Consider the following 14734-nt stretch of genomic DNA (forward strand, 5'->3'; position numbering starts at 1 on the left):
GGTGAATCCGTTGACGCGCTAGGGGCTGTGGGGACCGTGCCCCGCCATTCGAGGTGCCCCGTTGGCATTCACGGAGGCTCGTCGCCCCAGGCTGGATCAGGGTTTCCTCTGGAACAGTCCATGGCATCAAGCGGGCGAACGACGCTGGGTGGGCCGGTATCACGACTTTGTCGGCGCGGAGGAGTGAGGCGGCGCAGCGACCGCCAAGACCGCCAACGGAGGGAGGCCAGGAGTTGGATCACAGCCCAGACATCTACAGCATCGTCTGCTCGGGGCTGACCAAGAAGTTTGGCGATCTCGTCGCGGTGGACGGCATCGATCTCAATATCCGCGAGGGAGAGTTTCTCGGTTTCCTCGGCCCGAACGGGGCGGGCAAGTCAACCACGATCAAGATGCTCTGCGGTCTGCTGCGTCCTACTGCGGGCGCCATTCGCATCGCCGGCTATGACATTGCGACCCAGCCGCTGGAGGTCAAGCGCAGCATCGGCGTATTACCCGAGGATATCAACCTCTACGAACGACTCACCGGCGAGGAGTTCCTCGTGTTCGCCGGGCGCATGTACGGCCTGGCGGTGGAGGAGGCCCGCCGCCGCACGGCCGACCTGCTGGAACTGATGGAGCTGACCGAGGCGAAAGACAAGCTGATCGTGGACTACTCGCTCGGCATGAAGAAGAAGACGGCGCTCGCCGGGGCGTTGATCCACCGGCCGAGAGTAATGTTTCTCGACGAGCCGTTCAACGCCATTGACCCCATCTCGGTGCGCGCGATCCGCAACGTCTTGCGGCAGCTCACGGAACACGGTACGACGATGTTCTTCACCACACACGTGATGGAGGTCGTCGAGCGCCTGTGCAGCCGCGTGGCGATCATCCATCGCGGTCGCATCGTCGGCGAGGGTGATCTTGCCGACCTGCGCGCCAAGGCCGAGGCGGGCGGCGATTCCTCGTTGGAGGATATTTTCATCAAGCTCGTCGAGGCGCGCGTTGACGAGGAGACGCTGGATTGGCTGTGACCGCCGGCCGACATGCCGATTACATATCTCTCCTGCTGCGCCTGAAGTGGCAGCTCATGTGGCACACGTACCGCCGTCAGGTGTCGGCGGCGGTCGGGGCGGTTCTCGCGGTACTCCTTCTTCTGCCGACGTCCTTGGTCGTGGCAGGCGGGTGCCTGGCGGGATTTCTGCTGCTGAAGCCGCCGTTCAACGAGCACTTGTTGCGCGGCGTGCTGCTGGCCGGCTACCTGATGTGGGTGACCGCGCCGTTCCTGGGTTACGAGCTGACCGAGGACTACGACGTCAGCAAGCTGCTGCTCTATCCCTTATCGCCGCGCCAGATCTTCGTCGGGGTGATCTGCGGTTCGCTGCTGGATTTCTCGGTTCTCTTCTCACTGCCAACGCTGCTTGTCATCGTAATCGGGTTTGGGCGGAATATCGCCGTGCCCATGGTCATCCTGGCGGTCGCGTTTTTCCTGTTCCACAGCGTTTCCCTGAGCCAGGCGCTCAATCTGGCGACGGCCGGCGTTCTGCGCAGCCGCCGCTTCCGCGACATCATGATCGTGCTGTTCCCGTTGCTCTGGATCGGGGTCTACGCGGCCTCGCAGTTGCTGCCGCGCCGCGCGATCCATTTCAACTGGTCGCAGATCCTGGAAAGCCGGACGTGGGAGATCATCAACCTCCTGCCGCCCGGCCTGGCAGCCCGGACAATCGCCGGCGCGGCGCGTGGCGACTATCTGGCGGCGCTCGGATTCCTGATCGGCTTGGCCGCCGTTACGGCGGGCACCATCTATCTCGCCGGTTGGCTGGTCAGCCTAGTGTACGTGGGCGAAGTGGTCAGCGCACCCGTGCGCCGGCGTGCCGCGCGCGCTCGCGCCGCGACGCCACCGGTTCCCCAAGCATCCGCGCCAGGGCACGCTGCGGCGCGCACTCGGCGCACACCGTTCGGCATCCGCCTGCCACCTGTCGTCGAAGCCGTGATGGATAAGGAAATCAAGTACGTCTTCCGCGACCCTTACTTCAAGGCGGCGCTGATGCAGGCGGTCTACATGCTCGTCGTGATGCTCGTCCTTGCGCTGGGCACGTGGCGACACGACGCTCCGGTTTCCTTCGAGGCCGGCCCAATCATTGCATGGGTCGCCGCCGTTTTCGTGTTGATGGCGGAGGCGCAGTTGCCGTTCAACATCTTCGGCACCGAGGGCGTCGCCGCGTCTGCGCTGTTCCTCTTCCCAAGTTCGCGCCGGCACATATTGATCGGCAAGAACCTTGCCCTGTTCGTCGCGCTCTCGGTCGTCAACGTCGGCTTCATAGTGATCCTCGGGGCGTTGACCGGAGCCATGGGGGTCCTGATTCAGCTCTTCCTGTGGGCAGAACTGGCATTGGCGATTCTTATCTCGGTCGGCAACATCATCTCGGTCTGGAGCCCGTTCCGGGTCACGGTGCGCGGTTGGCGCATGCGTCCTCAGTCGGCGAGCCGCGGGCTGAGCCTCGGGCTGCTGTACATGGCCGTGACCTCCGTTGCGTTCGCCCTCGCGCTGCCCGTGCTCGCCGCGTTGGTGGTGCCGACGTACTGGATTAGCCCCAGCTGGTTCGCGGCGACCGTGCCGCTGGCTCTGGGGTACGCGGTCGGGGTCTACGCGTTGTCGCTGCGACTCGCCGAGCCGATGCTCAGTCGCCGCGAGCCGGAGATCGCGCAGAGTCTCGCGCAGGAGGACTGAACGCGCGTCAAGCCCGTGATGGTGGAGGCGGGTATGCCGGGGGCGCGCGCACCAACGGTGCTCGGTCGCGGCGTGAGTCGCCTCCGCCGCGCACCGTAGCTCCAACGGACTAGGCGACGGGTGCGCCCTTCGTTCTCCCGACGAGCGCGGGGTCCACGTCGCCGAACTGCTCGCGGAAGATGCGGTAGTAGAACAACTCTTCTCTCGTGTTGAGGCCGGTGCCGTCCGGCAGCGCGCGCTCAGATTCGAATTCCTGGTCGGAGATGAGCTGCTCGGCGTGGCCAGCCAGTTGATCGCCGACGCCAGCGCCCTGCCAGAACTTGGCCTTGGGTCGTTGCAGCACCGAGGTCGGGAGCAGTCCGTCCATCGCGCGGCGGAGAATCCACTTCTCCGCACCGGGGGTGTCCCCGTTGAGTTTCATCTCCGGCGGAATCTGCAGAGCGTACTCGACCACCTCGCGGCCGAGGAACGCCGTGCGCGCCACCAAGCCGTGGGCCGCCGAGCAGCGGTCAACGCGCTGCAAGGCGGTGTTGTGCAAACGCCTGGTGATGTCTACCAATTCCGCAGGCAACTCGGCGGGCTCCATCCCCCTGAGGTACGAATAGCCGGCGAACAGCTCGTCGCCCCCCTCGCCGGACAATACTGCGGGCACATGCTCCGCAGCGAGGCGCCCGACCAGAAAGTTGGTGAGGCTGGAACGCACCAGCAACGCGTCGAACGATTCGAGATGGTAGATGACCTCGGGGAGGACCAGCAGCATTTCGTCGAGGCCACACACGCGCTCGTGGTGGTCGGTGCCGACAAACTCCGCCACCGCCTGCGCGTACTCGAGATCGGGTGCGCCCTCCACTCCGACGGCAAACGTCGGCAACTCCGACACCTGTCGGCGGGCCAGCGCCGTCATCGTCGCGGAGTCGAGGCCACCCGACAGCCATGCTCCGACCTCACCGCCGTCCACGCGCTTGCGCACGGAGCTGACCAGGCGGTCGCGCAGTTCGGCCGCAACGCTCTCCGCATCCTCGTCGAGAGTATCCGCCGCTTCGATACGCGCGTATCGCCTAAGGCCTACATCAGGCTCGTAGTAGTGCCCAGGCGGGAAGTGCGCGATGTGGTCGGCCCAACCCAGCAACGCCTTGAGTTCTGAGGCAAAGCAGATTGCGCCGTCGCGCCGCCCGTAATAGAGAGGTGCCTTGCCGAGCTGGTCGCGCGCGAGGAAGATCCCGCGCGGCCCGGCGATAGCGAACGCAAAGGGACCGTCGAGTTGAGCCACAAATTCGGGTCCGGCGCACGTATATGCCAGCTCCAACGCCTCAACCGGGCACGTCGCGCCGACACCGAGATCGGTCCAGTTATGAATCTCACCGTCGAGCACGACCGCGTGCTGCTCGACGCACGTCACGTGCGTCTCTTGCGCGCCGGGCCATGCCTGGCCGAAAGTTGCTCGGTCAAGCGACAGAATGGTGGATCCCGCGCCCCCGCGGTGCTCTATCTTGCTCAGGGCATCTGCGACAAGCTGATCCTCGTTCGGTGCGGCTATGCCAACGATTCCCGCCATGCACTACCTCCTCCGCGATTACCACGGTACCCAATGGACTTCCCGGAACAGACGCGCAGTGACCCTCAGGCCGATGACGCACCTGCGCGGTGATGCTACGACCCCACACGGTACAGCTGAGCTATGCCGTGAGGCGATTGCCGGCCGTTCGCTTGCCTACACGTAAAGCCGGCAAGTGAGGCGCGGCTGAGGGCTCTGGGAGAGAACAGCAGAAGAATGGTTGCCTTCGCGAGCCCTTAGTCGGCTCAACGCCGCGGGATCGCTGTTCAATCCATCTGTTAGTAGTATACCAGAGTGCGGAGTCAAAGTCAAATGCACCGGAGTCGGCGCGTTATTACATAAACGCAACAAAGGCTGGAACGGCAACCGCTCGGCCGCCGTCCGCCTGGCAGCGCTCAACTGCTTCGGGCGAGCGCGCGGCACGTGAGCAGCGAGCGATGACACAGACCCATTCCACGATGTACGTAATGCGATTGTCGCGGCTACTCGAATAGAACACGCGCGAGCAGCCCGGCCAGCGGCGGAAAGACTGCGGTCGCGGCGATGCGCTTGAGGGTCACTTCGGGCCCGATCAACGCGAGTTCGAGCGGCAGGCGGGCGACCGCCCATAGCGACCACGCGGTGACGAAAGCGACGACCGTGCCGATACCCGCGCCCGCCTTGTAGATCGCCGCGACAATGGGGAAGCTGATGTACGGCCCACCTGGCGTGACCGCGCCCATCAGGCAACCGATGCCGATTCCGCGCAGCCCTGACTGCGCGCCGAGCCAACGGCTGATCACCTCTCGCGGCACCCACGCCTGAACCAACCCGGCAATCGCGAACGACAAGGCGAGCAGTGGCAGGATGGTCACGAAGTTCCTGGCTCCGCCGAGCCCCCCGGAGGCGACCACTGCGGGACTGCGCCAGGCTGCAGTACCGTACAACGCCGCAGCGATGACCCCCATTGCGACCGTTGCTACTACTATGTCACGCGTCATTGTCGAGATCTCCTCATCGCCTCGCGGTTCGGTACGCCACGCTCATCTTCCTGTTCGCTCTCTGAGTGTGTTTGCGGAAGGTGCGGACGACTTCACCGTGGAATCAGTCGATGTGCGCGTCGGACGACGGCCGACCGCACCACCCATGCGCGATCCACGCCGCCCGACAATCCTCTCGGAAGCGACCGTGCGTAGGGTTGCCCGTGCGCACGCAGAACGTGTCCCGCGCAGCGCATCAGTCGGCGGCTCGAGCGAACAGCCGTGAGCGCGCCGAACGCGGAGCAGTCCGCGCCCAGGTCATTCACGTTCCGCGCCATTGCTGCGGGCTCAGTCGGCTCACTCATTATCGCTCTCGGCGCGCCTTATGCCATCCACTTGATCCGCGGCTCGTACGTCGCGTTGGATTTCAGTACGCCGGGCGCGGTGTTCTTATTCTTCATCCTCGTCTTCATCGTCAATGTCACGCTCGGTCGCGTGACGCGTCGCTGGGCGTTGAGCGCGGGCGAACTCATCGTCGCGTATGTGATGATGATCGTCGCGTCCGCCATTCCCACCATGGGGCTCACCGCGCAGTTGCTGCCCATCATCACCGCGCCGTATTACTACGCGACAGTGGAAAATGACTGGACCGCCCGGCTGCACCCGCATCTCGAAAAGAGGGGCTGGCTGGCGCCCACGGACGAACTCGCCATCAAGCACTTCTACGAGGGCTTGCCCGAGGGCCAGTCCATCCCCTGGGCGGCATGGGCCAAGCCGCTCGCCGCCTGGCTGCCGTTCATCTGCGCGTTGTACCTGGTGATGATGTGCATGATGGTGATCCTCCGGCGGCAGTGGGTGGAGCGCGAACGGCTCGCATTCCCCTTGACGCACCTGCCGTTGGAGATGGTGCGCGGTGCCGACGCGCGCCCGCTCACGCCGTTTTTCCGCAACCCGGTGATGTGGATCGGGTTCGGCATCCCGTTCGTCCTGGGCTGCATGAAAGGGCTGCACTACTACATTCCGTCGGTCCCGGTCTTTCGCGATTTCGCCCAGGTCTTGTGGTTCCGGCAGAATCAGAAGCTCATCTTCCGCATGAGCTTTCCGATGCTCGGGTTCTTCTACTTGGTCAACCTCGACACGCTGTTCAGCCTGTGGTTCTTCAACGTCATCTTTCAGATCATCGCGGGATACATCAGCATCGTCGGGACGTCGTGGCGCGAGAACCTCGGCATCTACGGCAGTCCATCGCCATTCTTCGCTCATCTTGGCATGGGGGCCATGATTGCCCTTGTCATCCTCGGACTGTGGACCGGCAGGGCGCATTTGCGCGACGTCGGCGCAAAGGCCTTGCGCGGAGACCCAAAGGTCAAGGACTCCGACGAGATGCTCTCCTACCGCGCCGCGTTCTGGGGCATGGTCGGCGGCCTAGTGTTCATGTGGGGGTGGCTATGGTGGTCGGGGGTGCCGCCTGGGCTCGCGGTGTTCTTCCTCGCCGGAGCGTTCGTGCTGTTCATCGGGTTGACGCGGGTCGTCGTCGAGTCGGGCCTTGCCGAGGCGGTGGCGTCCACCATCTCCGCAGGCTTCGTCGTCTCCAGTTTCGGCTCGAAGCCGTTCGGCGGAGCGGGCCTAACATCGCTCGCCATCAACTACGTGTGGTCGTCCGACATCCGCACGTACGTCATGGCGTCGAGCGCCAACGCGCTGCGCATGGCCGATATTGCGAAGGGCAGCAGGCGACCGCTGTTTCCGGTAATGTGGCTCGCGATCGTCATCGCCATCGCGGCGTCCATATGGATAACAATGGTGCTCGCCTACAGCAAGGGCGGCGTCAACCTCAACAACTGGTTCTTCATTCCGGGGCCGAAGGCGCCGTACCAATGGGCGGTGGAGAAGCTGCAAAGCCCGACGGAAGTGAACTGGATGGGATGGTTCGTGCGCGGGGTGGGCTTCGGCGTCATGTGGTTTCTCATCCTCATGCGGCAGACCTTCGTGTGGTGGCCGTTCCATCCCGTTGGCTTCGCGATCGGCAGTGTGTGGATCATGAACCAGCTGTGGCTGACGTGCCTGGTCGCGTGGTTTGTGAAGGGGCTCATCGTGCGCTTCGGCGGCCTGCGCGCATACAACTTCTTCCGCCCCGCCTTTCTGGGCATGATTCTCGGGCAGTTCACGTGCAACGGCTGTTGGCTCATCGTTGACGCGATAACGGGCGCCCAGGATAATATGATCTTCTGGATTTGATGCGATGAACAAAGACACAGGTCCCACAGCTTCTGCGGAACGCGCCATCCCCCCGTGGGCTGCAGCGCAGTTTCGTCTGCGTCAAGCGGTCGGCGACTGGGTGCGCGCCGCCGTTTCACGGCAGCGTCGCATCCCGTGGCAGGGCGGCCACGACGAAGGCACCTTCACTGCGTCGTGGTTCGGTTACTACCTACTAACCGGGGACGAAGCGGTCCTCGACTTCCTGCGCTGGTTGCGCGATGGTCTACTGGACTGGGGCCACCGGCACCTTTTCCATGGGTACTACGCTGAGGGCGAAGTCCACCACCAGCCCGAGAACTTCATTTTCTTCTTGCCACGGCTATGGCACGCCGATCCCGACCCGCGCGTCGCCGAGGCACTCAACGACGCGGCGCACCACGCCGGCAATTGGGTTGAAGGCGTGCCGCCGTGGTATGATTGGGACCGACACCGGTTCCGCAGTTGGCGACTCGGCACGCGCGAGGTCGTGGCCGAGCCGCCGCACGATATCGAGCGCCCCGACCACTTCCGGATCATAGAGATGGCGCTGTGCGCCTACCGCGCCGTGGGCGACGAGCGATACCTCGACCTCGCTCGCGACTTCTGCGGGCGCTGGGCGCGCGAGATACTGGACAGCGACACGCTGCCCGCAGTGCAACTGTTGACGATGCCCTTCGCGGAGGGGGCCTATTCCGACAACCAGGTCCAGGCGGCGAACGGTCCGCCGGAGCAAAGGCTCGAGCTGCACATCGGAGCCGGCACAACCGACGTCCTGCTCGACCTGTTCAGCATTACGCGCGAGGACATTCTCGCCGCTGCCGCACGCAAGATCCTCGCCAGCGGCATGGCTCACCTCGGGGAGCCGTATGGTCATCCGTTCGCGGCAGCGCTGCGCGCGTACCGCACGACAACCGCGGACACGACCCTCGACGACGACATCGCTGCGCGCATTCACTCTGCCGACGAGGAGGTAGAATCGGCGATGCTCGTCGCCGCGCCGCGCGGCCCCCACCCCATGGGCGTGGGTCAGCGGCGCGATCAGGTGCGATGGGTGATCTCCCGCGACGGTGAGCGCTGGGAGCCCGATGATCGCCCCTCGCCGCCGGCGCTCGTGCTCGCCTGGGACGTTACGGGCGACGAACGACTGGCGGCGCAGGCGATGCGTACGGCCGCCGAGCGCATCGAACTCGCTGCGGCGGCTTTAAGCGACGGGCGCGAGCACGGGTGCGGCGCGCGCTCGATCTCCGCCGTCGCATCCGGACATGGGCGCAACTCGGGCATCGGAGAAGTGACCGGGGTGCTCTACCCGCTGGCGCTCGGGGCGCACCGACGTTTCGGGGCGGACGATCCACACGTGATTATCTCGCACGAAGGGACGCCTGGGTTGCCGGAGGGCTGTGCCATCCTTTGGCGCCACAGCGTGCCGCCGGTCGTGCGATTGTGCAATGCCGGGGAAGAACGAACACGCCTGACCACGAGATTCCTGCCGACGCTGGAAGAGATCCGCCCGGATGCGAAGGAACTGGTGCTGGACTCCGGCGAACTTCGTGATGTCAGCCTATAGAGTGTGTGGCACCAGCGGAGGACCGCTGATGCCAAATACTCTTCCGTACGAGGTCCTTCTGGTGCGCACCGAAGCCGGCCAGTCATTCCGATAATACAAGAGCCTTGATAGGAGGAACGTGATATGTTGATGGAAGTCGTGTTGACCGTCGCCGAATCGAAGCGGCTGATAGGGAAGGGGGTCGCGGCTCATCCCCTCGTTGAGAAGGCCCTAAGGGATGGCATGGTCATCATTGCGCGGGGGAGTACCAACGGCAGTGTCGCCGAGGAGATCCTCGGCAAGGAGCTCGGCCGAGCGGTCTTCCTGACAGGACACACGCTGCCGCGAGGATACAAAAGCCGCAAGCGCAAAGGCGAGCCGATCGGGGAGATCGTGCTGCGCCGCGGCCAGGTCGTGGATGGCCTGACGCTTGGCGAGGCGATCAGCGAGATGCAGGCGGGCGACGTGTTCATCAAGGGCGCCAACGCGCTCAATTACGGAGAGATGACCGCCGGCATACTGGTCGGCCACCCCGAGGGTGGAACGATTGGCGCGGCGCTGCCGACGATCATCGCGCGCAAGGCACACCTCGTCGTCCCCGTCGGGCTGGAGAAGCTCGTGGCGTCGGATGTGATTGCGATGGGCGAATTCATTGCTGAGGAATTCACGGCGGCGGAGTCGATACCGGCGATGTGGCCGGTGACCGGGGCGACCATCATCACGGAGATCGAGGCGGTTGAAATCCTCGCCGGCGCCGCGTGCCATCATCTGGGTTCCGGCGGCATCGGCGGCGCGGAAGGGTCGGTGAGGCTGCTGATCTCCGGCGACGAGGATGCGGTGGGCACGGCGCGCGAATTGCTCGATTCGATAGCGGGGGAGGACCCGTTCCCGATCTAATGCTGCGCGCAGCGCCAGCCGCACATCGGCTCGCCGCAGGCGCGGAGCTCGGTTCGGTGCCGCACATTAGGCGAGCTGCGGCCCCTGGGCCGGGGTGAACGAGAGGTGGACCTCGCTTCGATAGTAGTGCTGATCGGCGCAGGGATCGCCGTGGGCGCGCTCGCCGGGTTTCTCGGTATCGGCGGCACGCCGCTCATCGCTCCCGCGATCCTCTTCGCGCTGCTGCGGGTGCCGACGGCGGAAACGGTGGCGCTCCGCACCTCATTCGGGTCCGCGCTCGCCGCCGCAGCGGTGCTCGCCGGGGCAGGATACGTCATTCACCGCCGCCGCGCGGACGGCCAGCTACGGCTCGCATACGTCCTGGGGCCCGCCGTCGCCGTCGGGGCTTTCGCGGGCGGCAGCGTCGCGAGCAGGCTCGGGCCCGACGCCCTTCGCACGGTCTTTGCCGTCGGTGCGTTCCTGATTGCCGCGTGGATGCTCCTGAGCACCGACAAAGAGGAATCCCAGCCCCGGTCGCCCGCTCTGTGGCTTGGGGTGCCGATGGGCCTCGCCATCGGGTTCTTCGCCGCGCTGGCGGGCATGGGCGGAGCGGTCTTCAGCATCATCATCCTGGTCAATCTGTTCGGGTATTCGATGCGCACGGTAACGGCGACCTCGAGTTTCGTACAGACGTGCGGCGCCGCGTTCGGATGCGTCGGTTACGCCGCAGCCGGGTGGGGGAAGTTGAGTCTGGTGCCGCTGTCTCTTGGATACGTGAACCTGCCTGCCGCCGCGTGTGTCGCGGCAGCCGGCGTTCCCATGGCCATCCTCGGGGCGCGGTTCGCGCACGCGGCGCGCCCGGGGATCGCGCGGAAAGTCTTCGCTGCGGTACTGGTCGCCCTCGCGCTGCACATGCTGCGGGTGTTCTAGGGCTGCCGTGCAGCCGGCGGGAACTTCGCCGGATCCCCCAGCACGCCCAGCACCGGCAGGTTGCGCCAGTCGTTGAATATGTGAATGCCGTCGGCGCCCGCCGCGTACCACGTGCGCGCGCGGTCACAGTACTGCTCCAACGAGAGGTGATCCCGCTCCGGCGGCTTCATCTTGCCCTCAGCGATTGCCTTGTCTTCCTCGGGTGTGCGATCGTGGCCGGAAAGGGTCGGTTCCTCGCCGAAGTAGATCGCGCAGCCAGTGCCGTCGGCCATGGCGGCAAAGGGCGCCAGATCGAACTCATACCCGCCAAGCGAGTGCTGCGCGACGACCAGGTAATCGAGCAGGCCATCCTTCATCCACCGCTCGATATCGCACCCCCACTGCCGGTACTCACGCCAGTCAACGCGCGCCGAGAGCCCCAGGTGGCGTCCCTTGGCCTGGCCCGCCGCGTCCAGCATTGAGCGGACCGAGCGCACAAAATCAGTCATTACGCCCGCCCGCATCTCCAGCCAGCGCGCCTCGTCATCCGGAAGCTGTCGCGGATCCTGCCCGTACGCGTCCTGAAACGCCTTCACCAGCGGTTCGTCGTAGCCGAAGAAAGCGGGGTGTCGCAGGTAGTCGAGATTGATTCCGTCAATGTCGCGCTGGGCGGCTTCCGCGAGGATGCGCAGTTTGAAGTCGCGGACCTCGGCAAACGCATAGGACAGCTTCGTGCGGTCCTCGCCGTTCTTGTCGCGAACGCGAAACTCGGGATGCTCGCGCCAGAAGTTGCTGTTGAACATGGCGGGAATGCCTTCGCCCATCCAGCTCCCCGGGTAGTCCCCGTTCATCCGCATCGAGGCATAGCACTGGACGCCCGCGTCGTGGGCTGCCTTGCAGACGACGGCCAGTGTATCAACGCCTTCCGCGGCCAGCTGCTGCATCGTCTCGCACGCCAGCTTATCGCCTCGGCGCGGAAACTCCGTCATCCCTTCGCCGATGATCTCAGTGACCTCGGAGGGGTAGTTAACTCGGCTGCCCGAAGTGATACACCATTCCAGCACCGCGACCTGCGTGTCGCGGTAGGGGAGGATGCTCTCGCGAATGGCTTGTGCCGAGTCGTAGTGCCCGCCGTAGAAATCGCTGAAGCCGTCGTTGTTGACCACGATGACCTTCGGCGCATTGCGCGGCTGGGGGGCGGCGCCTCCCGTACCGGCCATCACGAAGAGCAGTAGGCCAAGGGCAAGCATCACGGTGAGTGTCATTCTCGCGTCCTCTGGCATGAACAGTTCCCTCGGGCAAATGAAGCGATGGGCGCACTATTCCGGTTCTCCGACCGCGATGCCTTCCTCAGGGGGCCATCCGAAGAAGGCCTGCTCCGGTATGACCCGCTCTGATCGGGTTGCCCACGTCGCAGGCAGCGGATATAATCACCAACGCCGCGCTAAGCGCGCACGCATGAGGGCTGCTATCAACATCGCGCGAATCACGTTCGCGGCGGTGGTGGCGCTAACCACAGCCGCCAGCGCAAGCACAGGCTTGCAGCACCTTTCGCCGGAAGCGTGCGCTGCTTCGGGGCCCGATTCGACTGCAGCGATCTGCGCGGCTGACACTGCTGCGGAAAGGCGATGTCTCATGGATACCCCAACAAATGATGCGGAGCGAATTGCGCTTGCGTACTACTACATCTGGTTCGAGCCCGACCGCTGGCCCACCAAGCCCGGGCAGGGCAACGCGGCGCTCGAGGACGTTCATCCCATCCTCGGCCCGTATGATTCCGCAGATCCGGAGATCATCAGGGCGCATATCGAAATGGCCCAGCGCGCAAAGCTCGACGCGTTTGCGGTGTCGTGGTTTCACCGGCCGGATTGGACCGCCAAGCTCGAGAAGGTGATTGAGATTGCTGGCACGCGCGACTTCAAGATCTGCATTGACCTCGAGGGCGACGGGCGGAGCCTGGAGGAGATACACGATGCGCTGCTGTATTACCTCACCACCCACCGCGACGATCCGCGTCTGCTCCGCAAGGAAGGCGCCCCGGTGGTGCTGATATGGGGCACGTGGCAGTACACGCCGGAGCAGTGGCGCGCGCTGTTTGACCGACTTGAGGCGCAGGGCGCGCGCGGGTATTTCCTGCCATCGAATCAGATGGACCCGGCCTACCTCACGGCGCTCCGAGGGCTTGAGATCTACACCCTGGTTGACACCGACGACGTGCACGCGTACTACCGCGAGATGGCAGCAAACGTGCGCGCCTTCAATGAGACGGACGAGGGCAAGCGCCGCCCGGCGCTGTTCTGCGGGACGATAATGCCCGCTTTTGACGAGCGCAAGATCCCGGGGCGCGAGGATGGGCCGGGCGGAGCGGGATGGCGGGACCGAGAGGATGGCGCGTATTATCGGCGCACATTTGAGGCCGCGCTCGCCGCCGGGTCCGACTGGCTGCACGTGACCAGCTTCAACGAACTCGACGAGCACAGCCACATCGAGCCCACGGAGGAATTCGGCTACCTCTACATTGACCTGACGGCGCAGTTCGTCGAGCGCTTCAAGGCCGCCGGCCGCGCCAAACCGCAGCCATAGCGCCCGCAGGATACGCAAGATCAGGGGTCTTCTTCGGAGGGAGCACGGATATCCTCAGCTCGCCTGTGACGGGCCGGGCTGCCTACCTCGCCGGCCCCGGCCACAGTCCGCCGAAGTAGTCCGCAATCAACGGCTTGGCCCAGCGCACGGTCAACGGGTCCACTCGCTGCGCGTCGTCCCGGGTGGCGGCATCGGCAGCCACGATGCTGGACAAGCGAATCCGAATGTCAACCGGCGAGCCGACGTCAAACGGCTGGAGTTGCTTCGCCTTCGCCACCGCAGCCGCTGCCCGCTCGCGAATCAGCGCTCGCGCATCAGGCGGCGAAAGTAGCAGCGCCCGGGTTGCGCCGATGCCCTGCTTCACCTCGGCGGTCTCGATGTCGCCTAGCAGCGCGCAGGCTTCGGCGCAGACCTTGTCATCACCCGTGACCAGTGCCACCGGAACGCCCACACAGCCCGCTATGGCAGCGTCAATCCCCACCTCCCCCAGCACGCGCCCGTTCGCGCGGAACTCCTGCCAGGTGCCCATCATGGTGTGCACGAGGACGGCGCCGGGCGTCCCGGCCATGGCGTGGTAGGCGATGAGGAACATGGCGTCCACGGATTCATCGAGGAATGGAAAGCGCGGCGCGTGCGGCACGCCTTCGAGGATCCGAATGCCGGCGGGCATCTGCTCGATGAGCAGGTGGCCCGAGCCGCCGTGCATGTCGGCGACGATGATGTCATCTGCGCCGCCGTCGCGCGCGCCCTCGACGGCCGCGCAGACCTCGGCGGTGAGCAGGCGCCGCGCCTCCTCGTACTCGCGCGTGCCCTTGCTGCCGTGCTCGGCCTGCCAGACGCCGGCGGCGCCTTCGAGGTCGCAGGAGATGTAGATCTTCATCGAGGCCTCCAAGCAAGGCAGCGAAGCGCGCCCTGCGGTGCATTACCCACGCCACGCGCGAGGTGCGTACTGGCGCCTCGCGCTACCGTCCCGGAACGAAACCGGACGGAAGGTGATTCCTGACGCTCACGAGGCCGGCCAGAACCGCGTAGGTCTCAGCATCCCTCTTCGACTCCTCGCCCCAAGAGCCGTCGGGGTTCTGAGACTCGATCACCCACGGAACTGACCTCATGATTGCAGTTTTCGCCGCCGGGTGATCGTAGGCCGCGAACAATTCAAGGAACCCGCCCTGGGTTAGTGCGGTGTACCTTCCATAGCTGAACTCACCATTGGGGGAGTGTTGCCGTCCGGCGAACCGCCACAGATGAGCTTCGGCGAACTTCCTGATCTTCACGTTCTTCACTGAGCTCATGGCCCTCGTCGTGATGACCTCGCATCCCTGCAGGTGAGTCGGCATTTCGAGCAGGTACTCGTCGCCGCG

General features: G+C 65.0%; 12 protein-coding genes. 7 read left to right on the forward strand and 5 right to left on the reverse strand.

The annotated features are described in order from the left end of the window. The first annotated feature begins 251 nt into the window (after nt 1–251). Complete coding sequence (locus JSV65_01450; protein UCH36668.1) at nt 252–1013, forward strand: ABC transporter ATP-binding protein; 762 nt, start codon at nt 252–254, stop codon at nt 1011–1013. Further along, the gene (locus JSV65_01455) at nt 1004–2710 is read left to right on the forward strand and encodes a hypothetical protein (GenBank protein ID UCH35043.1); all 1707 of its coding nucleotides are present in this window, start codon (nt 1004–1006) and stop codon (nt 2708–2710) included. Before JSV65_01450 ends, JSV65_01455 begins: the two co-directional genes overlap by 10 nt. Before the next feature lie 109 nt (nt 2711–2819). Here the strand turns inward: JSV65_01455 and JSV65_01460 are convergent, their stop codons facing one another. Together JSV65_01460 and JSV65_01465 are read right to left on the reverse strand one after the other, a co-directional pair. Then, nucleotides 2820–4265, reverse strand: coding sequence for an asparagine synthase (locus JSV65_01460; GenBank protein UCH35044.1), 1446 nt, complete (start codon nt 4263–4265; stop codon nt 2820–2822). 482 nt (nt 4266–4747) lie between these two features. Next, the gene (locus JSV65_01465) at nt 4748–5245 is read right to left on the reverse strand and encodes a permease (GenBank protein ID UCH35045.1); all 498 of its coding nucleotides are present in this window, start codon (nt 5243–5245) and stop codon (nt 4748–4750) included. A gap of 261 nt (nt 5246–5506) precedes the next feature. Here JSV65_01465 and JSV65_01470 point away from each other — a divergent pair, with 261 nt between their 5' ends. From JSV65_01470 to JSV65_01485, 4 genes are all read left to right on the forward strand, one after another. Further along, nucleotides 5507–7462, forward strand: coding sequence for a hypothetical protein (locus tag JSV65_01470; protein UCH35046.1), 1956 nt, complete (start codon nt 5507–5509; stop codon nt 7460–7462). A gap of 4 nt (nt 7463–7466) precedes the next feature. Further along, nucleotides 7467–9026 (forward strand): hypothetical protein, encoded by a 1560-nt coding sequence (locus JSV65_01475; protein ID UCH35047.1) that lies wholly within the window; start codon nt 7467–7469, stop codon nt 9024–9026. Nucleotides 9027–9149: 123 nt separating this feature from the next. Further along, complete coding sequence (locus JSV65_01480) at nt 9150–9902, forward strand: hypothetical protein (GenBank protein UCH35048.1); 753 nt, start codon at nt 9150–9152, stop codon at nt 9900–9902. A gap of 105 nt (nt 9903–10007) precedes the next feature. Beyond that, entirely contained in the window at nt 10008–10811 is an 804-nt protein-coding gene (locus JSV65_01485) for a sulfite exporter TauE/SafE family protein (protein ID UCH35049.1), read from the forward strand. Here the strand turns inward: JSV65_01485 and JSV65_01490 are convergent. Beyond that, the gene (locus JSV65_01490; GenBank protein UCH35050.1) at nt 10808–12055 is read right to left on the reverse strand and encodes a family 10 glycosylhydrolase; all 1248 of its coding nucleotides are present in this window, start codon (nt 12053–12055) and stop codon (nt 10808–10810) included. The two genes, JSV65_01485 and JSV65_01490, sit on opposite strands and share 4 nt — an antisense overlap. Before the next feature lie 370 nt (nt 12056–12425). Between JSV65_01490 and JSV65_01495 the strand changes: the two genes are divergently transcribed. Continuing rightward, on the forward strand, nt 12426–13373 hold the full coding sequence (locus JSV65_01495) for a hypothetical protein (GenBank protein UCH35051.1): 948 nt from the start codon (nt 12426–12428) through the stop codon (nt 13371–13373). 82 nt (nt 13374–13455) lie between these two features. Here JSV65_01495 and JSV65_01500 read toward each other — a convergent pair whose 3' ends face one another. Together JSV65_01500 and JSV65_01505 are read right to left on the reverse strand one after the other, a co-directional pair. After that, nucleotides 13456–14253 (reverse strand): M55 family metallopeptidase, encoded by a 798-nt coding sequence (locus tag JSV65_01500; protein ID UCH35052.1) that lies wholly within the window; start codon nt 14251–14253, stop codon nt 13456–13458. 82 nt (nt 14254–14335) lie between these two features. Then, on the reverse strand, nt 14336–14734 hold a 399-nt coding region (locus JSV65_01505), incomplete at its 5' end, for a hypothetical protein (protein ID UCH35053.1).

The sequence above is a fragment of the Armatimonadota bacterium genome, assembly GCA_020354555.1.
GTDB lineage: Bacteria > Armatimonadota > Hebobacteria.